The sequence below is a fragment of the Mameliella sp. CS4 genome (assembly GCF_019392335.1).
In the GTDB taxonomy this organism is placed as follows: Bacteria; Pseudomonadota; Alphaproteobacteria; order Rhodobacterales; family Rhodobacteraceae; genus Antarctobacter.
In genome coordinates this window covers 73920-99784 of record NZ_JAHXRQ010000015.1, presented here as the reverse complement: position 1 = coordinate 99784, position 25865 = coordinate 73920, and the positions used below count along the sequence as shown (strand labels likewise).

Here is a 25865-nt window from a genome sequence, read left to right as displayed (position 1 = left end):
CCTGCCGCCGTTTTTCCTTGGCAGGACAAATTTCTTCGAAGAGATTTGAAATACGCCTAATGCGTTTTCCGGCGCCCGCGACGCGGCGCTGCTGACAGATACTCGGACGCGCCCGCACCCGGGCGCGCACGATCAAATGTCTTCGAGGGCATTTGCAGGGCATCCCGAACCGCCCGCGACAAAGAAAAAACACAGGGGGACATCATGGCCGATCCACAGGCTCAGGACCGCAGCGCCGACGACATGGTCGCCGAAGCGGATACCGGCGCGCGCAATCCGCAGGCCAGATGGCAGGCGCAGCTCATCATCGGCACCTGCATCGTCTGGTCGCTGTTCCAGCTTTACATCGCCTCGCGGGTGCCCAGCATGGTTGCGACGGCCACCGGCATCAGCTTTTTCGCCAATATCGTGGCGCAGGCGCGCTTCGTGCACCTGGCCTTTGCCATCGCCCTGGCGACAATGGCCTTTCCGCTGACGAAATCCGCCCCGCGCGACCGTATCCCGGCCTATGATTGGGCCCTGTTGTTCCTGGGCGTTGGGGCCTGTCTCTACCTTGTGGCCTTCCGCTTTCAGATCGCGGACAGGCCCGGCCTGTGGAACACCTCGGATATCGTGATGTCGGCCATCGGCATGATGGTCCTGATGGTATCGGTCTACCGATCTCTCGGCCTGCCGCTTGTCATCATCGCCTCCTGTTTCGTGCTCTTCGCCTTCTTCGGCGGCTATTCCGAATGGGCGCGAAACATCACCAACTACGGCGGCGCTTCCCTGTCCAAGGCTCTGGGCCACTACTGGATGCAGACCGAAGGGGTCTTCGGCGTCGCACTCGGCGTGTCCACGACGATGATCTTTCTCTTCGTGCTGTTCGGCGCATTGCTGGACCGCGCGGGTGGCGGCAACTGGTTCATCCGGGTGGCCATCGCGCTTCTGGGCGCGCTGCGCGGCGGACCTGCCAAGGCCTCGGTCCTGTCCTCGATGCTGACCGGGATGATCTCGGGATCGTCCATCGCCAACACCGTGACCACCGGCACATTCACCATTCCGCTGATGAAGCGCATCGGCTTTCCGGCGGAAAAGGCCGGCGCGGTCGAGGTGGCCAGTTCCACCAACGGCCAGCTTACCCCGCCCGTCATGGGCGCCGCCGCCTTCCTCATGGTGGAATACGTCAACATTCCCTACATCGACGTGGTCAAACACGCCTTCCTGCCGGCGGTGATCTCCTACATCGCGCTGCTTTACATCGTGCACCTTGAATCGCTGAAGATGGGCCTCAAGGGGCTGGAGAAACCCGGCCGCAAGATCGGGGTCCTGATGATCCTGATCCTGTTCCTGTCGGGCTTCATCTTCCTTGGCATCTGCGCCTTCCTGATGATCGGTCTGCGCGGCATCCTCGACCCGATCATGGGCGATTCCATCTATGCGGCAGTGGCGCTGGTCGGCGTGCTCTACGTCGCGCTGGTCTGGCTCTCGGCCCGTTATCCCGACATCGAGGAAGACACCGAGGGCGAACCGACCGCCCCCCGCCTGACGCCGACGCTGATCGGCGGGCTCTATTTCTCGGTGCCGATCTTCATCCTGGTGTGGAACCTGATGGTCCGGACCGAGAACCTCGACCGGCTCTCGCCCGCGCTTTCGGCCTTTTGGGCGACGATCTTCATGATCATCATTGCTCTCACCCACCGCCCGCTCAAGGCGCTGTTCCGCGGTGAGGGCCATGTAACCGAGGCGGTGCAGGGCTGGGCCGATTTCGTACAGGGCCTGATCCTGGGTGCACGCAACATGATCGGCATCGGCGTTGCCACAGGCGCCGCCGGCATCATCGTGGGCACCATCAGCCTGACCGGCGCACATCAGGTCATCGGCCAGGTGATCGAGGTGATCTCGGGCGGCAACCTGATGATCCTGCTGCTGCTGGTGGCGGTGCTCTCGCTGATCCTGGGGATGGGCCTGCCGACGACGGCCAACTATATCGTCGTCAGCTCGCTCATGGCGCCGGTCATCGTCAGCGTGGGCGCCCAGGCGGGCCTGATCGTGCCGCTGATCGCGGTGCACATGTTCGTCTTCTACTTCGGCATCCTCGCGGATGACACGCCACCGGTCGGCCTTGCCGCCTACGCGGCGGCGGCCATCTCGCGCGGGGACCCGATCAAGACGGGCGTCCAGGGCTTTGCCTATGACATCCGCACGGCGCTGCTGCCCTTCTTGTTCATCTTCAACACCGACCTGCTGCTGATCGACGTCGGGCTGTTCAAGGCGATCTTCGTCTTCTTCATATCCTTGACGGCGATGCTACTCTTCGCGGCGGCGACGCAGGGGTATTTCATCGCCAAGTCCAGGCTCTGGGAAACCGCGGTGCTGCTGCTGATCGCTTTCATGCTGTTCCGACCGGGCTACTTCCTCGACCAGGTCAGCGAAAAGTACAACAGCGCCGAAGGACCGGCCGCGCTGGCGCTCATGGCCGATGTGCCAGAGGGCAAGGACGTGCGGATCACCGTCGAGGGCCCCGATTTCGACACCTTCGAGGTCAGGCCCGTGACCATCGTCCTGCCCTCCGCCGGGGCCGAGACGCTGGAGGCCCAGGGGCTCCTAGTCAACGAGGAGGACGGCAAGCTGCTGCTGGACGAACCCTTTGGCGGGCCGGACCTGATCCAGCCGGTCAGCGGACAGGAGTTCGACTACTACGCCGACGATCCGGTCCAGGTCACCCGGGTCGAGATCGAGAACGAGCGCCTGCCCAAGGAGCTCTTCTTCATCCCGGCGCTGTTGCTGCTGGCGGGCATCGTCCTTGTGCAGCGCCGGCGCGCCACCCAGCCGCCGTTCTGAGCCGGCAAAGAGGAGAGAAAAGATGTACAGCAAGATCCTTCTCGCGGTCGACCTGAACGACGCAAGCGGTGCCGCACGTATCGCCGAGTATGGCGGTAAACTGGCCCGCATGTGCGAGGCAGAGGTCCATGTGATCAGCGTGGTTCCGGCGATGGGCTTCGCCCTCGTCGGCTCCGCCTTCACCGGCGATTTCGCCGGTACGATGATGGAGGAAACACGCGGCAACCTGCACAAGTGGATCGACGAGGTGCTGGGGATCGAGGCCCATGTCCACGTCGATCAGGGCACGGTCTACGACAAGATCATCCGCACGGCCCAAGACATCGGCGCCGAGGCGATCGTCGTCGGCGCCCACCGGCCAGAGCTGCGCGATTACCTGGTCGGCCCCAACGCCGCGCGGGTGGTGCGACACGCCAAACAATCGGTCCTGGTCGTTCGCTGAGCCCCCCAAAGACAAGCTAGGCCCCGGTCCCCAGGACCGGGGCCTTTTTCATGTGCCCTGTAGCCGGATCAAAGCGCCCGACACCACTCGGCCCTCAGCCTGTTCCCCGGAGCCCTCCGTCGCTTGAGGCCGATCAGAGCCAGGGCGTGGAGCGATGCAAGGGGCCGCAGGCCCGCCGACAGGCGGCTTGCCCTTGCATCGCACCGTGCGCTGGCTCAGGCCCTCAAAAAGCGAGGGAGGGCTTCGGGGAACAGGCAAGGCTTGTTCCTTGGTGACTCCCGAAGCCAAAACAGGCGCAGCCTGTTCCAAAGGGTCGGCGGGCGGGCGCCTTTGCGGCGCAGCCGCAAACAGTCCCGTCCCGGCGACGCGCTCAGTAATCCCGTTCGAAGAAAACGCCCAGCCCGCTCGATCCGTCGGAGCCCAGGCGCCCCCGCACCGTCACGTCGGAATTGACGTTCAGGTTCAGGTTGATCTCGGTCTTGCCCTTGGCATCGACGCTGACGTCGCTGTAGATATTTTCGCCCAGGTAGGCGCCGACACGGGCCCGGGCCGTGCCATCGTCATTGGTCCCGATGTCCAGATCCGCAACTCCCAACCCGCTGCGCAGGGATTCCGTCAGGCCCAGACCGCCACGGCCGGACAGGGTCCGGATCGCCGAGGCCAGCTGGACCGCCTGCAGCGCCGACAACTCTGTCACCGAGCGGCCAAAGAGGAAAAAGGACATGGCCTCGTCCTGGGGCAGTTCGGGCATCGAACCGACCTTCAGCTCCGGCGACGAGGCCGGCCCCTCGATGGTGATGGTGATATCCGTGTCCTCGACGCGCGTGGTCGCCACAAAGCGCACCACGGGGTCGAAACTGCCGCGCAGGAATACCGCGCCCTCCGTCAGATCCAGCCGACGGCCCAGCAGGTCCAACCGGCCCCGGATTAGGTCGAACTGCCCGACGGGCACGATGTCCGAGGTGGTGCCGTTCAGGCGGAGGCTGCCGCCCAGCTCCGCATCCAGCCCCCGGCCCCGCACAAAGATGCGGTTCTGCGCACGGACCGTCACGTCCAGCGGGAAGGCAGGCAGGGGCGCCGCGGCGGCCTCTGCGCTGCGATCCATGCCCGCATAGCGCAGGGTCACGGCCACATCGCCCGGCATTCCGCGGTGTTCCAACCCGTCCAGCGCCGCATAGCTGGCGCCGATATTCGGAATTCGCGCCTCGACATCACCGAGGTCGATGGTTCCCGCGATCCGTGCACCGCCGGTCAGGGGGCCCTCGATTTGGATGCGCCCGTTCGCCGTGGTCTCGAAGAGATCCGGCTGGCGCACGACCGCGCTTTGCAGGCGCAGGGCCAGCCCCGCGGTATAGGGCGCCGAAAGGCTCACGGGACCTTCCAGCGACACGCGTCCGCCGCTGTCGAGGGCGCCCGACATCGCCACATCAGCGCGCCCGCTGGACAGGCGGATCTGCCCGCCCAGTCCACTCAGCACGATGTTCTGCGCAGGGGCGGCGAACCGCGCGCCATCGGTCGAGATCGTGCCCGAAAGGGACGAGAGCGCGGGTCGGCCGGACAACCCCAGGTCAAACCGTGCAATGCCGCTGACCACCTGCGGCGCCAGCCGCCCGTTGGCCAGGGACAGCGGCGCCGATCCCGTCAGCGCTACGTCCAGGCGGCTGAAGTCCGCGGCGGCAGAACCACGCAGACGCGCGCCGATGCCCGCCGGTCCGGTTCCGTCCAGCGACAATTGCCAGGGGCCGCCGCTGCGCCGGGCGCTGCCCGTGACCTGCGCCGCGCCGGGCAGATCCGGCACGATCTGCCCAAGGTTGGCCAGTGCCAGCACCAGGTTCAGGTCCGCTGCCTCACCGGGGCCATAACTGCCGCTCACCCGCGCGTCGATGCCGCTGGCATCCAGCATCGCCTCATCAATGCGATAGGCGCCACTGTCCAGCCGCGCCACCTGCAGGTCCAGACGGGAAGTTCCCGCCAGCAGCGGGTCCACCGTGGGATTGCCGATCCCAAGCCCCTGCCCTCGCACAACCGCCGTCAGGGACAGCGGTCCATCCAGCACGCCGCCCGATGCCTCGGCCTCGACCTGGGCCGCACCGCGCAGGGCCTGCCCGGTCAGTCGCGACAGGGGCGACAGCGAGGCCGCGCTGGCGGTCAGTTGCCCGTCCACCTGCGGGCCAGAGGTGCCGCCCGGGTCCACCGTACCGGTGAACCGGGCGTTCACCACCCCATCCAGCCGCAGCGGGTCAAAGCGGATTGCCCCGTTGCCACTGCGCGTGGCCTTGACGCTCAGCGCGGTGCGGCCCACCAGCAGCGGGTCGATCTCCGGCAGGCCCAGGCGCACGTCGGTCACGCGCCCCTCGGCACTGACGTCAAACCCGGCGCCATCCAGGCTGCCCCGGCCCGTCACGGTCAGGTCGGCACTGCCGCCCAGGCGACGCCCGGCCAGACCGGAAAAGGCCGACAGGCGGGTCAGGGTCGCTTCGAGCCGTCCATCGGCAAGCGGCACATCGGGGCCAAGATCCACCGTCCCGGCATAATTCAGCCGCCCGGCGCGCGCCAAATCGCCCTCGGCCCCCAGCGTCCAGACATCGCCCGCCTGGTCGGCGCGCAGGGTCAACGTGGTCGGGCCGTTCAACTCGGGCAGGATAACCGCGGTTTCGCGAATGCGCGCCTCGGCCCGCAGGGTGCTGGCACCGGTGGCCAGCGTGCCGCCGCCCTCGATCCGCGCCTCTGGCGTAATCAGCAGGAGTTTCTCGGCCCTCAACCCGGCCTCATCGCGCACCGCCTCAACCTGCAGGCTGCCGACGCCCGCGATCAGCGGATCGACCTGCGCGATGCCGGTGGCAAGGCCGCGCGTCGTGCCGTCAAGAACAAGGTCGAAGCCGCCGGTGACCGGTGTCACCTCGCCCCGGATGGTCAGGTTGGCGGCCCCGTCCAGGGCAACCCCCGAAAGCGCGGCAAAGCGCGACAGATCTTCGGCCGCCAGCTGCAAGTCGGGCGAGACGCGCGGGTTCAGCGATTCAGCGTCGGTAAACGTGATCTCGCCGGTCAGGCCATAGTCGGCCCCCGACAGGTCGAGCCCCCGCAGATAGAGCGGCGCACCGGGTTGCCAATCGACAGAGAGCGCGCCGCGCAGCGCCGTGCCCACCGCCTCGGCCAGAGCCGGATCGGACAGTTTCAAACCACCCGCCGCCAGCATCAGGTCGCCGGTGACACGGGCCGCATCGCGGTCGATCTCGCCCACACCGCTCAGCAGCAGACGATCCGCCTGACCGGCCCCGGTGGTGATGCGGTCGGATTGCAGTCGCAGCGCCCAGCCATTGCCCTGCGACGCGTCAAAGGAGCCTTCCAGCGTGACGCCGGTGACATAGACCTGCTGTCCCGGCAGCGGCAAAAGCACCAGGTCGCCCTCGGGCGGCGTGATCTGCCCTTCGAGCGCCAGCCGTTCCGGCCAACCGTCGCCGGCGATCATCGCAGACCCGGTCAAGAGAAGCGCCTCGGCGCTCAACCGCAGGTCCTGCAGGGCAATGGCGCCGTCCGCGCTGCGCGTCGCCTCGGCCTTGAGCGCGATTTCGTCGCCCAGGAATTCGCGGTAGGAGGGCGCCAGCAACGGCGCCAGGTCACCGCCGATATCCAGCGAGACGCGCTGTGTCTCGGTATCGCCATCGGCACGCAGGACCACCTGCCCCGCAAGCCGTTCGACCCCATCCGTCGACAGGCGCAGTCGCGCTTCGAAATCGTCGATGGGCGCGTCGCCGGTCAGGCTGAGCGCCACGGCGGGTTCGCCCTCAAGGCCCAGCGCGCGGGCCACAAGGCCACCAGCCGGTTCCTCGAAACTGGTGTCCAGCGTCAGCACGCGGCTGGTGTTGGAATAGGCCCCCGACAAACGCAGGTTGCCGCCCTTGTCCAGACGTTTGACCTGTAGCTCTGCATTACCATCACCGCCTGACAGCCGGGCATTGCCGGTGACCCGGAGCACCAGGTCCTCGGTTGCGACGGGCGCGCCCAGAACCACTTCGCGCAGGTCAAGCTGTTCGAGGTTCAGGGACACCGGCAGTTCGGGCAGCTGAAAGGGGCTGCGCGCCTCGGGCGCGGGCGGCGTATCGCGGGCCAGCGGCACCGGCAGGCGCGGCATGTCGATCCGGCCCACGGTGATCTCGTCGATTTCGACCGCGCCGCGCACCAGCGCGGTCCGTGTCCATGTCATGGCCACGTCCGTCGCGGTCAGCCAGATACCATCCTCGTCGGCGATGGTGATCCGGTCGATCGTGGCGCGCGAACTGAGCGCCCCGGCAAACCCCTCGATCCGCACGTCGCGGCCCGCATCGGACAGCGCGTCCTCCAGCAGCCCCTGGATATAGCCACGGTCGTCAGTCTGTGCCAAAGCCGCCAGCGGCCAGAGCACCAGCACCAGAAAAACCCGTAAAAGTCGCATCAGAATGCCTGCCCGATCCCGATATAGATCTGTACGCCGTCGCCCGTGTCGCCACCCACCGGCCCGGCCACGTCAAAGCGGATCGGCCCGACCGGTGTGTCGTACCGCAGGCCCAGACCCGCGCCGGCATGCCAGTCGCCGGACCCATCCACGAAACTTTCGGCGCCGACATAGCCCGCGTCGGCAAAGCCCACGACGCCGATGGTGTCGGTCACGTCATAGCGGACCTCTGTCGAAAGGCCCATGAAGCTGCGCCCGCCCAGGCGCGTACCGGAATAATCCACATCCAGCGAGCGGTAGGGCTGGCCGCGCACGGTGCCGCCCCCGCCGGAGTAAAGCAGAAAGTCCGGCGGCGCGGTCTGCGCATCCGGGCCGACCACCCCGGCCAGTTGCAGCCGCCCGGCCAGCACGAGGGACTCGTCGCCCCCAAAGGCCCGGTAGCCGCGCAGGTCCAGCGCATAGCGCGCGCCGGCCTCGCCGTGGCTGACGATGGAAAAGGGTTCCAACTCGGCCCGCAGGTACAGACCCTCGGTCGCGTTCAGCGGATCGTCCCGCCGGTCGATGGTGAGCGCCGTTGGCAGCGACAACAGGGTAAGCATCCGGGTCGGATCGCCCGGCAAGTACAGATCGGTGATGCGCGAGCGGCTGTAGGCGATGCCCAGTTCGCCGCTGACCTGCTTGGAAAACTCTCGCGTGACCCCCATGCCCAGCGTGAAGGAGCGGTCGATATAATCCGGCTCATCGTCATAGCTGAGTCCCGTGGTGGCATAGAACATCGTGTCAGCGCCATAGACCGCCGGTTTCTCGAACCGGGCGTTCAGCGCGTAATCCGGCCGCATGCCCGACCCGCCCAACTGGGTGGCCTCGCCCTCGACGCGCAGCCGTTCCGCCCCGCCAAAGAGGTTGCGATGCAGCCAGAACGCCGACAGCCCGACCCCCTCGGATGAGGACAGTTCGGCCCCGAAACCGAAGCGGCGCGGTTTGCGGTCGGTCACGTCGATCATGATGTCGAGCGTGTCGTCGGGACCGCCCTGCTCTGCCTCGGAGACGGTGACTGATCGGAAGGTGCCGGTTGAGCGCAGCCGCCGCGCCGCATCCTCGACCTCGACCGGGTCGAATGTCTTGCCGCGCGGGATGCCCGCGATCTGGCGGATGCGGCCCTCGCGCACCGCGCTTTCCGAGGTGACGAGCACGTCACCGAAGCGGAATTGACGGCCCTTTGCGACCGCCAGTGTAACGTCCAGCTCTGCCGATGGGTGGCGCGCGGTGATGGATTGATCCGCGATGCCGGCCTTGGCATAGCCCGCCGCGCGCCAGCCGTCGACCGCTGCCTGGGCGGTGTCGCGCACCACGGTGGCGCGGGCAGGTTCGCCCCGGGCAAAACCCTCTGGCAGGGGCGTGCGCTTGTTGACCGGGGCAACGATCGCCTTGCCGAAGGTAAATGTCGGCCCCGGGTCCACCTTCACCTGCACCTTGCCGATGCGATCGGGCGCGGAGAACGGCGGGATGGTCGCGGCCTCGCGGCCGTCGATCAGGATGCGCACGACGGCCGAATAATAGCCCTGTGCATACAGCGCCTCGACCAGCCGCGCATAGTCGCCCTGGGCCGCAGCCAGCACGTCCTGAGGCGCGCTATCCTCCTCGCCTTCGAGCTGCGAGAGAATCGAGACCGAGCGCAGGCTCTGGATCAGCGCCTCCTTGTCGGGTCCGGCGACTTTGAAGCTGAGATTGTCATAGCTTTCCGCAGGGCGCGGAAGCGTCAGGCAAATGCCCGTCAACACGGTAAAAACGGTGCCGCGCAACAGACCACGCAGCCGCCCGGCCCCTGCCGGACCCCGGATGCGCCTGCTTGGACGCGTGGATATATCTAGACGTTGCCCCATTCTTCTACCCTATAACATGTGACTCCGGCGCAAAGAGGCAAATTGCAGTCCAGGGTCACTTTCGCGCGGGGTGGGCGCCGGATCGCGCAGCCGGGTCGGTCGAGGGCGACGGCCAGTCGGGACAACCGCAGCCAGAGCGCCGCCGCCTCGGGTGCCGGACCCCGGACATAGAGTGCCCCCCCTTCCGATAACACCAGATGCGCGCCGGACGGCAGCGGATCACCGTCACATTGCAGACCGACACGCTGGCGCTGGTCCACGCGCGTGGCCTCGGGCGTGAACAACGCGCGACGGCCGAAATACCCATCCTGCCGCCGGTCGCGCGGGTGCCCCGGCCGCAGTTGAGAAACAGCCCCTCTGGTCCGGCGGGGCCCAGGATGGGCGAGCTGTCGGGGACCAAGTCGACCACGCCGGCCCATTGGCGAAGCGGTTTCAGCTGACCAAAGGCCGGGACCGTTTCGAGCAGGCCCGACACGATGGTTTCCTGCATCGGCAGGTTGCCGCGCCGACAATGCGCCGGCACCCCACCGCCGAAGATCCGATCACCTTTGTCGGACCCGCTGACACAGGTGCCGGTGCCGAGGTACAGCAGCACCGTGTCCAGCATCGGTTTCACCGGCTCCGAGGCGACAGCCTGCAGCGCGTCGTCATGGATGGGCAGGCGGCCCCCAAGAGGCGCGACAAGACCCGGCACCGCCCTGCCAGACGCAGCCAAGGCATTGAGAGCGGGCATCGGGCGCGTTGTTGAGCAAGGGCAGGCGCGCACGGGCCTCCTCTGGCCCCATCAGACTGCCGTCCACACCATTGAGCATCATCATGGCATTGGCCTGTGGGCGGCGATCAGCATCCCGCGCTGGCTGAGCATGACGTTGTAGTTCAGCTCGTGGCTCACCCCATCGTAGAGCCGCAAGGCCAGATCGTAGAGCGCAACGCTTGCGGGAGAGAGAGTTCGACCGGATCACCGTGGCGTTGCGCCCGGTGTTTCCATCCCCGATCCAGCCCTTTTCAAGCGCGGCGCCCCGCCTGACGCCGTGGGTTTTTGCCAGGTCGTCGGCTGTTACCAACCCGTGCCCGCCGCCGACGACGATGACCGCATCATTGGCGGGTTTCGGGTCCGACTTGCGTCAGGCGGTGCGCCAGCCCTTGTGACCGCGCAACCGCTCTCGGGCCAGGGCAAGTGCGAAATAGCGCGTCATTCGGCAAGGCTCCGGGCGATGCGCTTGAAGTCCTCGACCTCGCTCGCGGCGGGGTGTCGGCCGGTGAAGCAATAGAGATACCCCGCGACCCTGGACAGGCGCTCCTCCAGCGTTTCGGACAGTTCCAGCGCGTAATAGCCGATCTGCTGGTAATAGAGCACGCGGGCCCGAATATCGGCCTCTTGCGGTGTGTATCCGTGGCGGGTGAACATCTCGGCAATGGCTTTTTGCCGGGCGGTGTCGGACCGGTCGAGCGCGGCGCGCACCGTCTCGTCGCGGCGGGCCCATTCGCGCACGGCAAAATCCAGCCGGTGGTTAAAGCCCTTCGGGTCCACGACGCAACGAAAGAAATTGTTGAGCGCGGCGGTGATGGTCGGCGCGGGCATCGCGGCATGGGCAATCATGACGCCGGTGTTGGTCCGCTCCCATTCGGCCAGCAACTGGTCGAGCAGGTCCTGACGGCTCTGGAAATACCAGTAGAAAGACGAGCGCGACACGCCGAGGCGCCCGCCGATGGTCAAGACCTTGACCGATTGCACGCCGTCAGAGATCAGCACCTCCATCGCGGCGTGCAGCCAATCCTCTCGTGTAACCTTGGTGTTGCCGGGGAGGTCGGTTGCCTCAACCTGCACCTGCTTTCCGGTGTCCTGTCCTGCCATCAATCCGCCGGCGCCGCGCCGCCCTCCCCGGTCCGTTTGGCGATGAAGCGGTCCAGCGCGGCCAGACGGTCGCCGGTGGCGCAGGCGGGGGCCTTGTGATCGGCCAGGATCCGCTGCCAGAGCGCCAGCGCGCGGTCATTGGCATCCAGGCTGCCGCGTTCCGTCCAGGTGCCGAAGTTCGACCAGTCCGCCACCAGCGGTTCATAGAAGGCTGTGGCATAGCGCTCCATCGTGTGGCCACAGCCGAAGAAATGCCCTCCGGGCTGCACCTCGGCCAGGGCGTCGAAGGCGATGTCCGCGTCGGAACAGGGCGTTGCGGCACAAAGCTCGGCCATGACCTGGACCATCTCCATGTCGGTGATGAACTTCTCGTAGCTGACGGTCAGCCCGCCTTCGATCCAGCCCGCGGCGTGAATGACGATGCTGGCGCCGGACATCAGCGCGCCCCAGGCGCTGATCTCGGTCTCATGCGCGGCCTGGGCATCGTTGGTGTTGGCCGCACATCCGGCGGCGTTGCGCCAGGGCAGCCCGACAAGGCGCGCCAGTTGCCCGGCGGCCAGGCTGGCCTTGACCTGTTCGGGGGTGCCAAAGGCGGGGGCACCGCTTTTCATGTCGACGTTCGACGCAAAGGCGCCATAGCAGACCGGCGCGCCGGGACGCGCCAATTGGGTCAGCGTGATGCCCGCCAACGCCTCGGCATGGCTCAGCGTGACCGCGCCCGCCACCGTCACCGGCGCCATCGCCCCCATCAGGCAGAACGGCGTGACGACCGAGGGCTGACCGTAGCGGGCAAAGTCGATCAAGCCCTGCGCCATTGGAATGTCGATCTGGCGCGGCGAGTTGGTGTTGATGATCGTGTAGCAATGCGGCTGCGTGCGGAACTCCATCTCTGTCAGGCCACGGAACTCGGCGATCATCTCGAAGGCGTCCAGCGCCTGCGGCGTGCCGCGCGAAAAGACAAAGGGCACCTTGTCCGAAACGCTGAGCTGCATCCGGGTAAAGGCGTAGTGGCGCAGGTGGATGGGGATGTCCTGCGGTTCCACCCCCGGCGAGAGCATTTGGATCGCGTCGAAATGCTGGACCAGCTTGGTCAGTTCCTCCACATCGCGCAGGCTGCCCGCGCGGCGTCCGCGCAGGAGGTCGGAACAATTGGGCGCCCCGGCTCCGGACTGGAAGGCCAGCGTGCCAAGAGCCATGTCCAGATCGCGCGAAGGATCGCCGCCATGCAGCATAAAGCGGCGGGGGGCGGTGGCCAGCGCGGCCTCGACCACCTCTCGCCCGATGCGGACCATCTGGCTGTCCTCATCCACAATGCAGCCCGCCTGCGCGTACAGCTTGCGGGCCTCGGGCAGCAGCACCTTGATGCCCAGCTCCTCCAGCACGCGCAGGGCGGTGTCATGGATCGCGGCGATGCGATCCTCGGGAAAGACCGCCTGCGGTGTGAACGGATTGGTCAGCTGGCGATAGTTGACCTTGCGCGCCGGGGCCGCCTCGTCGCCACCGCGTTTGCGGCGGCGACGGACCGGGGTCTGCGTTTCGGCGGCCATCAGACCGGCTTGCCGCGCATGGCACTGCCCGCCGGATCATAGGGCGACGGCGCGATCACGCGGGCGGGCCGTTCGGCGCCGACCACATGGACGGTGAGATCCGTGCCCTCGGCTGCCGCTTCGGCGTCCATCATGGCCAGGGCATAGGATTTGCCCAGCGTGTGACCATAGCCACCCGAGGTGACAAAACCCACGCGCTTGCCGTCTTTCCAGACCGGCTCGTACCCGCTGGCATCGGCATCCTTGGCGTCCACCTCCAGCGTCACGATACGGCGTTTTGCGCCCGCCGCGCGTTCCGTCAGCGCGGCCTCCTTGCCGATGAAGTCCTTGTCCCAGTCGATCCAGCGATCCATGCCGGTTTCACCCGGCGTGTAGCCCTGGGTAAATTCCGCCGACCAGATGCCAAAGCTCTTTTCCAGCCGCAGCGAGAGCATGGCGTTGAAGCCGTATTCGCGGATTTCCTGGTCGGCGCCCGCCTGCAACAGCAGCTCGCGCAGCTTGATGTGATCTCCCATGCGCACGTTGATCTCGTACCCCAACTCACCGGCCACGGACATGCGGGCGACGCGGGCGCGGAACAGGCCAACATCCAGCGCGGCGCAGCCCATGAAGGGCAGATCTCCGGCGCCTTCACAGACCTTTTCGATCACGGCGCGGGCGCGCGGGCCGGTCAGGGCAAAACCGCAGACCTCTTCGCCCAGGTCGCGCACCGTCACGCCCCCGGACAGGTGATCCTGGAACCAGCGCATGTGCCATTCGCGCAGGTAATAGCTGCCCATGATCCACCAGGTGCCGTCGCCCCAGTTCATCACCGTCAGGTCACCCTTGAGCCGCCCACCCGGTTCCAGCATCGGCGCCAGTTTCGCGCGGCCCGGCTTGGGCAGTTTCGACGCCATGATCCGGTCCAGCCATTTTTCCGCCTCCGGCCCCGAAACCTCGAAGCGCGAAAAGCCGGTGATGTCGATCAATCCGACCTTGCTGCGGACATGGCGGCATTCGGCACCCACGAGATCGAAGGCGTTCGAGCGTTTCAGCGTCGGCGTCTCTTCGAAGCCTTGCGGCGCAAAGTAAAGCGGCACCTCCAGATCCCAGCTACAGCCCCATTTGCAGCCTGCCTTGTTCATGGCGGTATGGGCCGGCGCGGTCTTGAGCGGGCGTCCGGCGGGCAGTTGTTCATTCGGGTAGGTCATCACGAAACGGCGCGAGTAGAACTGGCCGGTGGTTTCCTTGATGTACCGCTTGTTCTGGGCAAAATCGCCATAGCGCGCCACGTCCATCGGCCAGGCGTCGGCCTCGGGCTCGCCGTGGATCATCCATTCGGCCAGCGTCTTGCCCACGCCGCCGCCCTGAAGGAACCCGGCCATGACCGCGCAGGCCGTCCAATACCCACGCTTCCCGCGCACCGGGCCAACCAGCGGGTTGCCATCGGGCGAGAAGGTGAAGGCGCCGTTGACCCAGGTCTTGACCCCGGTGTTTTCCAGCACCGGGTAGCGGTGGAAGCCGCAGGTCAGTTCGTGTTCGATCCGGTCGGTCTGTTCCTGGAACAGCTCCATCCCGTAGTCCCAGGGCGCGCCGTCCATCGCCCAGTGTTCGTGCTCGATTTCGTAGATGCCCAGCAGCAGCCCATTCTGATCCTGCCGCATGTAGGTGAAACCTTCGAGGTCGACGGTCATGGGCACCTCGAAATCCAGCGCCGCGATCTCGGGGATGCTCTCGGTCACGAGGTAGTGGTGTTTCAGCGGAGAGACGGGCAGTTCGATGCCCGCCATGCGGCCCACCTGTTTCGCCCAGAGACCGGCGGCGTTGACCACATGTTCGCAGGTGATGGTGCCCTTGTCCGTCACCACCTTCCAGCCGTCCGCCGTCTGTTCCAGCGCTTCGACCTTGGTATGTTCGAAATAGCTGGCGCCGCGTTTCCTGGCGGCCCTTGCGTAGGCGTGAACGGTGCCGGTGGTGTCCAGATAGCCCTCGCGGTCGGCCCACATGGCGCCGAGGATGCCCTCGGTCGACATGATCGGGCAGCGGCGCTGCGCCTCTTCCGGGGTCAGCAGTTCGCAATCCTCGATGCCGATGGACTGGAATACACGGTAGGCCGATTGCAGCCATTCCCAGCGATCGGGCGTGCCTGCCAGCGTCAGGCCGCCGGTCATGTGCAGGTTGATATCCTGCCCGGATTCCGCGCCGATCTCTGACAGCAGGTCGATGGTATAGGCCTGAAGGGCGGCCATGTTGGGGTCGGCGTTCAACGCGTGGATGCCACCCGCCGCATGCCATGACGACCCCGCGGTCAGGACGGAGCGTTCGAGCAGGCAGACATCGGTCCAGCCGAACTTGGCAAGGTGATACAGCACCGAGGCGCCGACGACGCCCCCACCGATCACGACCACACGGTAATGCGTATTCATCTCCGCCCCTCCCCGGATTCGTTTGTCCCAGGCTAGGAGGGGCGCTGGGCCAAGTATAGACAGAAATGTCCAGAGATTGGCACAAGAGCGACATGGGGGCTTGGCCGCCGGGCACTGGCGTCGTGGGGGTCGCAAGTCTTGCGCACCCGGTTTGCTATATTTCAAAGGCTCCCTGCGGATGGTGAGGGACCGGTGCGCATGGCTTGCGCACCGTCGAGCCGATCAGACCGTCACGTCCTCGGCCAGGTCATCCTCTTCCTCTTCGGGAAGGTCGTAGCTTTCCCACTTGGAGGCATTTGGCAGCATCAGCTGTTCATAGAAACCGCCTGCACCAAAAGGATCGTCCCCACCCGGCGCCGGATCGGGTGTCGGATCGGGGATCGGGTCCGGCTCGGGTTCGGGTTCGGGTTCGGGCGCCGGATCCGGATCTGACGGGGCCTCGCCCTGCCACCTGTCCGCATAGCTGCCGAGGAACCGCGCATAGAGCCCGCCGGGGGCAAAGGCATCTGCGGTGGCCGGGTCCTCGGGCTCCGGGTTCTCGGGCTCCGGGTCCTCCGGTGTCGGATCCTCGGGCAAGGGATCTTCCGGGACAGGGTCTTCCGGAGCGGGATCCTCCGGCGTCGGATCTTCGGGCTTCGGGTCTTCCGGTTGCGGGTCTTCCGGTTCGGGATCGGGTTCGGGCTCCGGCAACGGGTCATCGAACCGCTCTCCGTCCACGAGGCTGTATTGCTCCGAGACATACTCGCGCAGGACCCAGTCGGTGTAAGGCTCGCGCAAGTCCCCGTTCTCGCCGGTCACCGCAGGGTCGAAGGCCGCGTAGGTCTCAAAGACCGAGGTGACCAGATCGGTCTCTTCCGGGGTCAGGTTCTCTTCCCCGGCCCAGCTTTCGTATCCGGTATACAGCGTGACACTCACGTCCTGGCCGTAGAGTTCCAGCGCCGCTTCGGCGAACTCGGTGGCATGAACGTGATCGCTGTGCTCGATCTCGCTGGAGTCGTCCTGCAACATCACCTCTTGCGGGGCATGCCGCGTCATGATCGCACCCAGCACCTGGGTCAGCTCCCCGGAGGTGTAGGTCACCGCGCCGTCCACGGTCGTCACTTCGGCCAACTCGCCCTTGGCCAGCTGCTCGAGGCTGCCAAAGCCATACGGCTCGGTCCCCGCGCCATCGATCCCGTCGGGCGTGCGCAGGAAATACAGCCGCACTTGGGGCGCATCGGCCAGATAGCTGCTCTGCACCTCCCAGGCCTCGCCACCGATGTCCAGGGTCACGGTCTCATCCACCCAGGCATCCGGGTCGGACCCGGCCATCTGGGCATAGGCGGCCTTGGCCCCGGCCTCGCGCGCCTCCCAATAGTCGGCGTTCTGTCCGGCATCCCCTGCCGTCAGGTAGACCGTGGTCATGGGATCGCCCGCGGCGATGGTCTCGGCAATGGTCGGGTTCATGAACAACAGGTCATCGTCTGTATGGGCAACGATCGCCATGTCTCCGCCCAGCTCCGCCGGGCTGAGCGGTTCGATCGTCATGTCGATCACGATGGGATCAAAGGCGGTCGCCAGGCCGGCCAGGTCACGGACAGGCAGGCCCACCGGTACCTCGGCCTGCATCTGCGCCAGCGGCTGATCGTCCTTGAGGATCGACATCACCCCATCGTCGTCGATCTGGGCCGAATAGGTGGCGGTTTCCCCGGCCACCAGCGCATCCTCGGCCACCAGGCGATAGGTCTCGTCGCCCTGGATGAAATCAAAGAAGAGATCGGCACTGGCGCCCAACTGGCCAAAGACAAGCTGGGGCACCTCGCCCTGGGCGCCCAGCGCCACCAGCGGCTTTGACGTGCCATCGCCCAGCGTGTCGAACTGCAGCGCCACGTCGATACGCAGCGGGCCTGTGAACAATCCGTTCAAGGTCGGCAAAGCCATTCGCCCAAGATCCCGTCCTGCTGCAGACCCTTTCGTTCCGGGGGCCTGCCGATCCGGTCCGGGCACGGGGTGCGCCCGACTCTGGCCATTAAAATGCCACACTCTTACCCGGCGACAAAATACACATACCACCATTGCGCGAGTCGGGTTTTGCGATTCAGCCCCGGAAAAACTTTGTCCCGGGGTCGCAAACGAAACAAAGCCCTTTCTTTGCGCGCACTAGTGACCGCTTTGCGCCAAAGCCTCGCAATGCCGTGACCATTCTGCCACGCAGCCGCGCAAAACCCAGCCCACCGCCGCGAATCGCGGCGGGGCCCGCGCAAGCGCCTATGCTCTATCGCCCCAGGAAAGACCCGACGGATGCCCCTGCCGCTTCGCCGTATTTCCGTCCTTTTAATGCTGCTGGCCTACAGCCTGATGCAGCCCCGCGCCCTGACCGCACAACCGGAGGGGCAAACAGGCTGGCCCGGCGGCGGCACCGTGACCGGAACCACGCGTGACGGCGTCCTGCGTGGCACATGGACCGAAGGCGGGGAAAGTGGAGAGTTCATCTTTGTGCTTTTGGCTGACGGCCAGAGCTTTGCCGGGCGTTTCGGCTCCGGCGGCTAATGGAACGGGCATCGCGCCCACGGACATCCTCGACAACGAGGGGCGCTTCGTTGAGCTGCGCTGGCGTTTCTCGCGCGAGACGATGGCAGTGCTGCCCGACATCTACGCGGCGCTGGAAAAGATGCCCCTGGCGCCGGGCCTAACCGCGCCACCGCCCCTGTCACAGGTCTTTGCCACGCGGTAGGCCATCCTGGCACGCGCGGCCTGTCTGCAGGCCAAGGCCTCGGGTCTGGAGATCTGGCAATGGATGGGCGTGCTGGCCTACCTGGGCGTCATGGCGCGGGTTCTGGTGTCGGGCCTCTCCGCGATGCTGCTGATCCTGGCCAGCGCCGCGCTGGCCTACCGCATCGTCTCGCTGGTCTCTGGCGCGCTGATGGCCAAGGCGACGCAGACCCGCGCCTACACGGACGAGATCGTCCTGTCCCAGGCACAAGGCCTGATGAAACTGCTGATCGTCATCGGGGCGGTCATCGCCTGCGCCGATGTGGCGGGCCTGCCCTACGAAGGCGTGCTGACCGGCCTGGGGATCGGCGGCGTGGCGCTGGCCTTTGCCGCACGCGAAACCGTGTCGAACATCATCGGCGGCGCGATCCTTCTGTCCGACCGCCCCTTCCGCAAGGGCGACCTGATCGAGACGGCGGATACGCTGGCGGTGATCGAGACGGTGGGCCTGCGGTCGACACGGCTGCGCAGGCTGGACGACACCCTGATGATCGTGCCCAACGCACAACACTCGGACCAGGTGATTTCAAATTGGGGCAGCCGGAGGCGGCGCCGCGTGTTGATGAAGATCGGCCTCACCTACGAAACTCCGCGCGCGCAGCTGGAACAGTTCGTGGCACGGCTGATGCAGGTCTACCGCGATCAACCAGAGGCCGAGGCCGATAATGTGACCATCGGGATCAAGTCGCTTGGCCCCCACAGCATCGACATCGAACTATGGGGGCATTTCCGCGTCTTCAGCTACGAGGCGCAGATTGCCGCGCAACAGGCACTGATCCTCGACATCCTGTCCCTCGCCGAAGAGCTGGGCGTCAGCTTTGCCTACCCGACGCAGACCGTACACTTGGCCGGGGCGCCGGGGACGGCTCCGACCACCGCCTGAACTAGGGCCAGCGCCGCACAGCCGGTCGCGGTCAGATCGACAGCCGCCGTTTCCGGGCCCCGCCGCGCCTTTGCGGCTGTGGCAAGGGCAGATCCAGCGGCACCGCCGGACGGCGGATCGACTGCTGCAGCATTTCGCAGAATACCGCCACCGCCGGATCGGTTCCGGCAAAGGGCTGGGCGCGCCTCCAGGCGCGCATCGCCTCTTTCTCGTAGCTCGCACAGCCCGGCAGGCTGCCCAGCCATTGCATGTACCCCATGCTGGCCAGTTCCCGCGCCCGTTCCGGCGTGTCGGCCCTTGTCTGCAAAAGGGTCAGTACCCGTTCGATTGTCATCGCGCCCTCCGCGCAAAGCTGGGGCGGGGGGTCATGGATCGGCGGCAGGACGGGCGGCAGGTTGCCGAACGTCTTTCGCGTCTCCGGGGCACCCCGCCCGGGTTGAGTGGCTTGGGCGCAAGGCGCCCGGCGATGGCAGGTCTCCTGACTTGCGGGTCAAGGCGCTTTCCCGAACCTTCCCGGGCCTTGCGGCCCAGTGGTCACTTCGGGATGGCTCGCCGCTTACAGTTGCGGGGGCAGTCACGGAATTGGGGCATGGCCCCGCACCGCGTTCCCTTTTCAGACCGCGCGAACGCGGTCACCATCAGGCTTAAAAATGGCGCAGCACCGCCACCCGGTCAAGCCGTTCGCTTGGGTTCGGTTTCCTTCAAGATAGCCGGACCGGACCCTTTGCACCGGTCCCGCAAGAAATCCTTCAAGGATTTCGCGCCCCTGCCCTTCGCTTGCGCCAGAGCGCCGCAGGCGACAAACTGCGGAAATGGGCCAGATCACCGTCAAACAACTCGAAGCCTTCGTGCAGGTGGCCGACCTGGCCAGCTTTCGTCGCGCGGCGGACCGGCTGAACACGACGCAGCCCAATATCTCGGCCCGGATCTCGGCACTGGAATCGCTGCTGGGGCTACGGTTGTTCAACCGCGACGCGGGGTCCGTCCGGCTGACGCCCACGGGCCGGACGATGCTGCCCCGCGCCCGGGCCGTGCTGACCGCGATGGACGGGTTCGTCGCCGCCGCCGGAGAGGATCACCTGTTCGAAGGCGTGCTGCGGCTGGGCGTGACCGAAATGATCGTGCACAGCTGGCTCGGCCCCTTCCTGCGCGCGCTCAAGGACCGGTTTCCGGCCATCGACGTGGAGCTGACCGTGGATCTGTCGGCCAATCTCTCACCCGCGCTGTTCAGCCGGGGGCTGGACCTGACGCTGCAAAGCGGGCCGTTCGGGCGGCAGATCTCGGGCGGGGTGGACCTTGGCGCCTTTCCGCAGGTCTGGGTGGCCGCGCCGGGGCTGGGGCTGCACGGACAGGCCCTGTCCTTGCGCGATATCGCCCGGCACCCGGTGCTGACCCATGCGCGCGGCACCCTGCCCCATGAACAGTTGCGCGACCATGTCGCCTCTCACCCGGACGTGGACGTGCGGCTGGTGCCCTCGACCAACCTGGCCGCCTGCCTGCAGATGACACTGGACGGGCTGGGCGTGGCCTGCCTGCCCGAGGTCATGCTGCGGGACCGGATCGCCGCCGGGCGGCTGGTGCCCCTGCGCTATCTCTGGGTGCCGGACCCGCTGCGCTTTCGCGCACGTTACGACGCGGGCCTTGCCCCGTCCTACGTGGTGCGGGCGGCGGAACTGGCGCAGGAGGTGGCACGGGCCCATCTGGCGGCCCCGGAAGATAAAGAAAAGCTATCCTCCTGATCCGATCAAATAATTGGATTGCATTGAGGCGCCTCGCTACGCTTCCCCGGACCACCGACAGGAGCCCATCATGCCCGATCCGCTTTACCGCCTTGGCGTCGACATCGGCGGGACCTTTACCGACGTTGTGCTGGAAGGGCCGGAAGGGCTGACCTCGACCAAGGTGCTGACCACCCATGCCGCGCCGGAAGAGGCCATCGTTGAGGGGGTGCACCGGGTCTGTGACCTTGCGGGTGTGGCGCCGGGGCGGATTTCACAGGTGATCCACGGCACCACGCTGGCCACCAATGCGCTGATCGAACGGCGCGGGGCAAAGACCGCCCTGGTCACGACCCAGGGCTTTCGCGACGTCATCGAGATGCGCACCGAAAGCCGGTTCGAGCAATACGACCTCAACCTGGTCCTGCCAGAGCCGCTCTTGCCCCGGAACCGCCGCTATACCGTGCATGAGCGCATGGACGCGGACGGCGGCGTGCTGATCCCGCTGGACCGGGCCGAGGTCGAGGCCCTTGCCGAGACCCTGCGCGCGGGCGGCTATGACAGTGTCGCCGTGGGCCTGCTGCACGCCTATGCCAACAACGCGCATGAGCGCATGGTGGCCGAGGTTCTGGCCGAGTCATTGCCGGAGGTGGATGTTTCTCTGTCGTCCGAGGTGTCGCCACAGATGCGCGAGTATGAGCGGTTCAACACCACCATCGCCAACGCCTATATCCGCCCTTTGATGGCTTCTTACCTGGGCCGCCTCAAGGATCGGCTAGCGGCTGAGGGCGCCGATTGCCCTGTGTTCCTGATGCATTCGGGCGGTGGCATCCTCTCGCTGGAGATGGCGGCGAAATTCCCGGTGCGGCTGGTGGAAAGCGGCCCGGCGGGCGGCGCGATCTTTGCCGCCGAGATCGCCGCGCAGCACGGGCTGGACAAGGTGCTGAGTTTCGACATGGGGGGCACCACCGCCAAGATCTGTCTGATCCGAGACATGGCGCCCAAGACGGCGCGGGTGTTCGAAGTGGCACGCAGTTATCGGTTCAAGAAGGGATCAGGGATGCCGATCTCGATCCCCGTGATCGACATGGTGGAAATCGGCGCGGGCGGCGGGTCTCTGGCCACGGTGGACGCGATGAACCAGATCCGCGTCGGCCCCGAAAGCGCCGGGTCCGAGCCCGGTCCGGCCTGTTATGGCCGTGCCGGGATGCGGCCTGCTGTCACCGATGCGGACCTCGTTCTGGGCAAGCTGGACCCGGCGAATTTCGCCGGGGGGTCAATTGCGCTTTACCCGGACCGGGCCGAGGCCGCGGTGCGGGCCGAGATCGGTGAGGTCTTGGAGATGGACGCGCTGGAAGCGGCCTATGGGCTGGCCGAGGTGGTGGATGAGAACATGGCCAATGCCGCGCGCGTACACGCGGTGGAAAACGGCGAGGACCTGAGCCGCTACACGATGATCGCCTTTGGCGGCGCCGCGCCTCTTCACGCCGCGCGCCTATGCGAGAAACTGGGCGTTTCGCGCTGCCTCGTGCCCCGGGGCGCGGGCGTGGGATCGGCCATCGGCTTCCTGCGCGCGCCCTTCAGCTTCGAGGCGAACCGGTCGGTCTTTACCCGGATGGCGGAGTTCGACGCGGCGTCGGTCAAGGCACTGTTCGACGAATTGCGCGAAGAGGCGGAGAGTTTCGTGCGCACCTGCGATGCAACGGCGCACATCCGGGCCGAGGCCAAGGTCTTCATGCGCTATGCCGGACAGGGCTGGGAAATCCCGGTGCCCGTCCCGCCCGAAGACATGAAGGCGCCCAATGCCGACCGGCTGCTGGCGCGGTTCGAAGCGGAATATACCGCCCTTTTCGGCCGCACGGTCGAGGGGCTGGAGGCGGAAGTCACCGTCTGGTCCGTCAACGCCTTCACCACCCGGCCCGCCGCCGAACGGGTCGCGGCGCCCACCCGCGCAGACCGGGTGACGGGCGACGCCACCCGCCCGCTGTTCGACCCCGCCCGCGGGGAGCAGCTGACGGCGCAAGTGCTGGCGCGCGCCGACCTGCGCACAGGGGCTCTTGTCACCGGTCCCGCGCTGATCACCGAGGACGAGACCACCGTTGTCGTGCCCGCCAGCCGCGAGGTCATCGCCCTGCCCGACGGCACGCTGGACGTGCGCCTGCCGAAGCCCGCAGACCAGAAGGACGCCGCCCATGTCTGAGCCGTCGAAGGTCGCCTACCAGGTGATGTGGACCCGCCTGATCTCTGTCGTCGAGGAACAGGCGCAGGCGCTGGTGCGTACCGCCTTTTCGCCCTCCGTCCGCGAGGCGGGGGACCTGTCGGCCGGGGTCTATGACGATGCGGGCCAGATGCTGGCGCAGGCGGTCACTGGAACGCCGGGCCATGTCAACGCGATGGCCGATGCGGTGGGTCATTTCATCCGTCGCATCGGGCGTCAGGCCATGTTTCCCGGCGACGTCTACCTGACCAACGATCCCTGGGAAGGCACCGGCCACAAGCATGACATCACCGTGGTCACGCCGGTCTTTCGCGACGGGGCGCTGATCGGGTTCTTTGCCTGCACCGCGCATGTGACCGACATCGGCGGACGCGGCTTTGGCGCCGATGCCAATGACGTGCACGAAGAGGGGCTGTACCTGCCGATCATGAAATTCGCCGAACGGGGCAAGGTCGACCGGACGCTCTTGCAAATCATCCGGGGCAACGTGCGCGAGCCCGACCAGCTGGTCGGCGACATCCACGCGCTGGCCACCTGCAACGAGATCGGGCAGCGCCGCCTTCTGGAAATGATGGAGGAATTTTCGCTTTCGGACCTTGCAGGCGTGTCCGACTTCATCCTGACCAATTCGCGCAAGGCCACGCTGGAACGGATCAATGCGCTGCCACCCGGCAAGGCGAGCGGGCACATGACCATCGACGGTTATGCAAGCCCCATCGACCTGCATGTGCGCCTCAGCATCGAGGAAAACCGCATCCTCTGCGACTGGACCGGCACCAGCGGTGTCGATCCCAAGGGCATCAACGTGCCGATGGTCTATACCAAGGCCTATGCCTGTTACGCGCTGAAATGCGCCATCGCGCCGGAGATCCCGAACAATGCCGCCTCGCTGGCGCCCTTCGAGGTGACCGCACCGGAGGGGACCATCGTCAACGCCCCCTTCCCCGCGCCGGTCGCCCTGCGCCACGTGATCGGCCACATGGTGCCCGACACGGTCTATGACGCGCTGGACAAGCTGCTGCCGGACACCGTGCCCGCCGAGGGCGCCGGGTGTCTGTGCAACTTCATGCTGTCGCTGCGGCCCGCGCCGGGGGCCATGACTGCGCGGCGGGCCGAGGTGCTGACCTTCAACTCCGGCGGGTCCGGCGCGCGGCCCGGGCTGGACGGGATGAGCGCCACGGCCTTCCCCTCGGGCGTGATGACCATGCCGGTGGAGGCGACGGAACAGACCGGGCCGGTGATCGTCTGGCGCAAGGAGCTGCGTCCCGACAGCGGTGGCGCGGGCCAGTATCGCGGCGGGCTGGGCCAGTTCATGGAGGTCGGCGCACGCGAGGGCCATGTGTTCGACTTTTCCGCCATGCTGGACCGGATCGATCACCCGGCGCGCGGGCGGCGCGGCGGCGAGGCGGGCGGCGCCACGGTCATCGCCCGGTCGGACGGCACGCAGATGCGCGGCAAGGGGCGGCAGGGCGTGCCCGAGGGGCAGCGCGTCCTTATGGAATTCCCCGGCGGGGGCGGCTATGGCCCGCCGTCGATGCGCGATCCGGCGCAGGTCCGCCGTGACCTTGCGCTGGGCTACATCACGCCCGACCACGCGGCCACGAATTACGGCATGACACCGGAAGAGGCCGCGCAGATCCTGAAAAATGCCCAAGACGGAGAGCACTTTTGATGGCGACCCCCGGTTTCTCCCCCACGCCCACAAAAACCACCTATGACGTGGTCATCATCGGCGGCGCGATCATGGGATCGGCCACCGCCTGGTTCCTGTCGGACAACCCCGATTTCAACGGCTCGGTCCTGGTGGTGGAACGCGACCCCAGCTATGCGCAATGTTCGACGGCGCATACCAACTCCTGCATCCGGCAGCAGTTTTCCGACCCGCTGAACATCCGCATTTCACAGTTCACGGCCCGCTTCATCAAGGAACTGCCGGAACGGATGAACGATGCCCGCGTGCCCCGGCTGGACGTGCAGAGCTATGGCTATCTCTACCTTGCCGACACCGAAGGGTTTGCCGATGTCCTGCGCCGCAATGCCGAGGTGCAGCGCGCCGAGGGCGCGGGCACCGAGATCCTGAACCGCGAGGAGATCGCGGCGCGCTATCCCTTCTACCAGCTGGATGACATTGTCGCCGGATCGATCAACACCCGGGATGAAGGCTATTGGGACGGCGGCACCCTGTTCGACTGGTTCCGCCGCTCGGCCCGCGACCGGGGCGTGGAATATGTCGCGAACGAGGTCACGGCGTTGACCCGCGAGGGCGGGCGCATCACCCATGTGACGCTGGCCAGCGGCGAGCATATCGCCTGCGGGCATGTGGTGAACGCCGCCGGGCCGCGCGCGGCGCGGGTGGCGGCGATGGCGGGGATCGAGATCCCTGTGGAACCGCGCAAGCGGTTCACCTGGGTCTTTTCCGCCGAAACCCCGCTGGACCGGGACTTGCCGCTGACCATCGACCCTTCGGGCGTTCACGTCCGGCAGGACGGGCCGACGACCTATCTTGCCGGCGCCGCACCCGATGAGGACCTGCCCGTCGATCCGGGCGATTTCGCGATGGATCACGCCCGCTGGCAGGATCACGTCTGGCCGATCCTCGCCACGCGCATCCCCGCCTTCGAGGCGATCCGCGTCGTGACCGAATGGGCGGGGCATTACGCCTATAACACGCTGGATCAGAACGCCATTCTGGGACCGCACCCGGAGATCGAAAACTTCCTGTTTCAGAACGGGTTTTCCGGCCACGGGTTGCAGCAAAGCCCGGCGATGGGACGGGGGCTGGCGGAGTGGCTGACCTATGGCGCATACCGCAGCCTCGACCTGACGCCGTTCAACTTTGACCGCATCACCGAAGGCCGCCCGATGATCGAACGCGCCGTGATCTGACGCACGGCAGAAGGAAAGGACA

The 25865-nt window shown here is 66.6% G+C and carries 17 protein-coding genes and 1 riboswitch; of the genes, 9 read left to right on the top strand and 8 right to left on the bottom strand.

The window, feature by feature from the left end:
- Positions 1 to 204: 204 nt before the first annotated feature.
- Both KZZ07_RS17520 and KZZ07_RS17515 read left to right on the top strand, forming a co-directional pair.
- Positions 205 to 2823, top strand: a complete 2619-nt coding sequence (locus KZZ07_RS17520) for a TRAP transporter permease (RefSeq protein WP_219516115.1) — start codon at positions 205 to 207, stop codon at positions 2821 to 2823.
- A gap of 22 nt (positions 2824 to 2845) precedes the next feature.
- A complete protein-coding gene (locus KZZ07_RS17515) occupies positions 2846 to 3265 on the top strand; it encodes a universal stress protein (RefSeq protein ID WP_219516114.1) in 420 nt (139 codons plus the stop codon).
- A 370-nt stretch (positions 3266 to 3635) separates the two neighbouring features.
- Here KZZ07_RS17515 and KZZ07_RS17510 read toward each other — a convergent pair whose 3' ends face one another.
- The 7 genes from KZZ07_RS17510 to KZZ07_RS17480 form a co-directional block, all read right to left on the bottom strand.
- Positions 3636 to 7697 (bottom strand): translocation/assembly module TamB domain-containing protein, encoded by a 4062-nt coding sequence (locus tag KZZ07_RS17510; protein WP_219516113.1) that lies wholly within the window; start codon positions 7695 to 7697, stop codon positions 3636 to 3638.
- Entirely contained in the window at positions 7697 to 9499 is a 1803-nt protein-coding gene (locus KZZ07_RS17505) for an autotransporter assembly complex protein TamA (RefSeq protein WP_219516111.1), read from the bottom strand. Before KZZ07_RS17505 ends, KZZ07_RS17510 begins: the two co-directional genes overlap by 1 nt.
- A 136-nt stretch (positions 9500 to 9635) precedes the next feature.
- Positions 9636 to 10313: an FAD-dependent oxidoreductase gene (locus KZZ07_RS17500; RefSeq protein ID WP_219516110.1), complete on the bottom strand. Its 678-nt coding sequence runs from the start codon at positions 10311 to 10313 to the stop codon at positions 9636 to 9638.
- A gap of 459 nt (positions 10314 to 10772) precedes the next feature.
- Positions 10773 to 11435, bottom strand: a complete 663-nt coding sequence (locus KZZ07_RS17495) for a TetR/AcrR family transcriptional regulator (RefSeq protein WP_219516109.1) — start codon at positions 11433 to 11435, stop codon at positions 10773 to 10775.
- Entirely contained in the window at positions 11435 to 12982 is a 1548-nt protein-coding gene (locus KZZ07_RS17490) for a trimethylamine methyltransferase family protein (RefSeq protein ID WP_219516108.1), read from the bottom strand. The genes KZZ07_RS17495 and KZZ07_RS17490 overlap by 1 nt, the downstream gene beginning before the upstream one ends.
- On the bottom strand, positions 12982 to 15387 hold the full coding sequence (locus KZZ07_RS17485; RefSeq protein WP_219516107.1) for a GcvT family protein: 2406 nt from the start codon (positions 15385 to 15387) through the stop codon (positions 12982 to 12984). Before KZZ07_RS17485 ends, KZZ07_RS17490 begins: the two co-directional genes overlap by 1 nt.
- A gap of 222 nt (positions 15388 to 15609) precedes the next feature.
- Complete coding sequence (locus KZZ07_RS17480; RefSeq protein ID WP_219516106.1) at positions 15610 to 17307, bottom strand: PIG-L family deacetylase; 1698 nt, start codon at positions 17305 to 17307, stop codon at positions 15610 to 15612.
- A gap of 360 nt (positions 17308 to 17667) precedes the next feature.
- Here KZZ07_RS17480 and KZZ07_RS17475 point away from each other — a divergent pair, with 360 nt between their 5' ends.
- From KZZ07_RS17475 to KZZ07_RS17465, 3 genes are all read left to right on the top strand, one after another.
- Positions 17668 to 17916: a hypothetical protein gene (locus KZZ07_RS17475; protein WP_219516105.1), complete on the top strand. Its 249-nt coding sequence runs from the start codon at positions 17668 to 17670 to the stop codon at positions 17914 to 17916.
- The gene (locus KZZ07_RS17470) at positions 17888 to 18100 is read left to right on the top strand and encodes a hypothetical protein (protein WP_219516104.1); all 213 of its coding nucleotides are present in this window, start codon (positions 17888 to 17890) and stop codon (positions 18098 to 18100) included. The genes KZZ07_RS17475 and KZZ07_RS17470 overlap by 29 nt, the downstream gene beginning before the upstream one ends.
- 63 nt (positions 18101 to 18163) lie before the next feature.
- The gene (locus KZZ07_RS17465) at positions 18164 to 19021 is read left to right on the top strand and encodes a mechanosensitive ion channel family protein (RefSeq protein ID WP_219516103.1); all 858 of its coding nucleotides are present in this window, start codon (positions 18164 to 18166) and stop codon (positions 19019 to 19021) included.
- A gap of 31 nt (positions 19022 to 19052) precedes the next feature.
- Here KZZ07_RS17465 and KZZ07_RS17460 read toward each other — a convergent pair whose 3' ends face one another.
- Positions 19053 to 19355 carry a hypothetical protein gene (locus KZZ07_RS17460; protein WP_219516101.1) on the bottom strand — a complete coding sequence of 101 codons (303 nt, stop codon included), beginning with the start codon at positions 19353 to 19355 and terminating at the stop codon, positions 19053 to 19055.
- 117 nt (positions 19356 to 19472) lie between these two features.
- Positions 19473 to 19673, bottom strand: a riboswitch (cobalamin riboswitch).
- A gap of 160 nt (positions 19674 to 19833) precedes the next feature.
- On the opposite strand from KZZ07_RS17460, the gene KZZ07_RS17455 reads away from it, so the two are divergent.
- From KZZ07_RS17455 to KZZ07_RS17440, 4 genes are all read left to right on the top strand, one after another.
- Positions 19834 to 20760 (top strand): LysR family transcriptional regulator, encoded by a 927-nt coding sequence (locus KZZ07_RS17455; protein WP_219516100.1) that lies wholly within the window; start codon positions 19834 to 19836, stop codon positions 20758 to 20760.
- Positions 20761 to 20830: 70 nt separating this feature from the next.
- The gene (locus KZZ07_RS17450) at positions 20831 to 22939 is read left to right on the top strand and encodes a hydantoinase/oxoprolinase family protein (RefSeq protein ID WP_219516099.1); all 2109 of its coding nucleotides are present in this window, start codon (positions 20831 to 20833) and stop codon (positions 22937 to 22939) included.
- Positions 22932 to 24629, top strand: a complete 1698-nt coding sequence (locus KZZ07_RS17445) for a hydantoinase B/oxoprolinase family protein (protein ID WP_219516098.1) — start codon at positions 22932 to 22934, stop codon at positions 24627 to 24629. Before KZZ07_RS17450 ends, KZZ07_RS17445 begins: the two co-directional genes overlap by 8 nt.
- Positions 24629 to 25843 carry an NAD(P)/FAD-dependent oxidoreductase gene (locus KZZ07_RS17440; RefSeq protein WP_219516097.1) on the top strand — a complete coding sequence of 405 codons (1215 nt, stop codon included), beginning with the start codon at positions 24629 to 24631 and terminating at the stop codon, positions 25841 to 25843. Before KZZ07_RS17445 ends, KZZ07_RS17440 begins: the two co-directional genes overlap by 1 nt.
- Positions 25844 to 25865 lie beyond the last annotated feature (22 nt).

Bases quoted from the DNA above. Each gene is read 5' to 3' on its own strand.
- KZZ07_RS17520 (WP_219516115.1), top strand. From the start codon at position 205: ATGGCCGATCCACAGGCTCAGGACCGCAGCGCCGACGACATGGTCGCC.
- KZZ07_RS17515 (WP_219516114.1), top strand. From the start codon at position 2,846: ATGTACAGCAAGATCCTTCTCGCGGTCGACCTGAACGACGCAAGCGGT.
- KZZ07_RS17510 (WP_219516113.1), bottom strand. From the start codon at position 7,697: ATGCGACTTTTACGGGTTTTTCTGGTGCTGGTGCTCTGGCCGCTGGCG.
- KZZ07_RS17500 (WP_219516110.1), bottom strand. From the start codon at position 10,313: ATGCCCGCTCTCAATGCCTTGGCTGCGTCTGGCAGGGCGGTGCCGGGT.
- KZZ07_RS17495 (WP_219516109.1), bottom strand. From the start codon at position 11,435: ATGGCAGGACAGGACACCGGAAAGCAGGTGCAGGTTGAGGCAACCGAC.
- KZZ07_RS17490 (WP_219516108.1), bottom strand. From the start codon at position 12,982: ATGGCCGCCGAAACGCAGACCCCGGTCCGTCGCCGCCGCAAACGCGGT.
- KZZ07_RS17485 (WP_219516107.1), bottom strand. From the start codon at position 15,387: ATGAATACGCATTACCGTGTGGTCGTGATCGGTGGGGGCGTCGTCGGC.
- KZZ07_RS17480 (WP_219516106.1), bottom strand. From the start codon at position 17,307: ATGGCTTTGCCGACCTTGAACGGATTGTTCACAGGCCCGCTGCGTATC.
- KZZ07_RS17475 (WP_219516105.1), top strand. From the start codon at position 17,668: ATGCCCCTGCCGCTTCGCCGTATTTCCGTCCTTTTAATGCTGCTGGCC.
- KZZ07_RS17465 (WP_219516103.1), top strand. From the start codon at position 18,164: ATGGGCGTGCTGGCCTACCTGGGCGTCATGGCGCGGGTTCTGGTGTCG.
- KZZ07_RS17460 (WP_219516101.1), bottom strand. From the start codon at position 19,355: ATGACAATCGAACGGGTACTGACCCTTTTGCAGACAAGGGCCGACACG.
- KZZ07_RS17455 (WP_219516100.1), top strand. From the start codon at position 19,834: ATGGGCCAGATCACCGTCAAACAACTCGAAGCCTTCGTGCAGGTGGCC.
- KZZ07_RS17450 (WP_219516099.1), top strand. From the start codon at position 20,831: ATGCCCGATCCGCTTTACCGCCTTGGCGTCGACATCGGCGGGACCTTT.
- KZZ07_RS17445 (WP_219516098.1), top strand. From the start codon at position 22,932: ATGTCTGAGCCGTCGAAGGTCGCCTACCAGGTGATGTGGACCCGCCTG.
- KZZ07_RS17440 (WP_219516097.1), top strand. From the start codon at position 24,629: ATGGCGACCCCCGGTTTCTCCCCCACGCCCACAAAAACCACCTATGAC.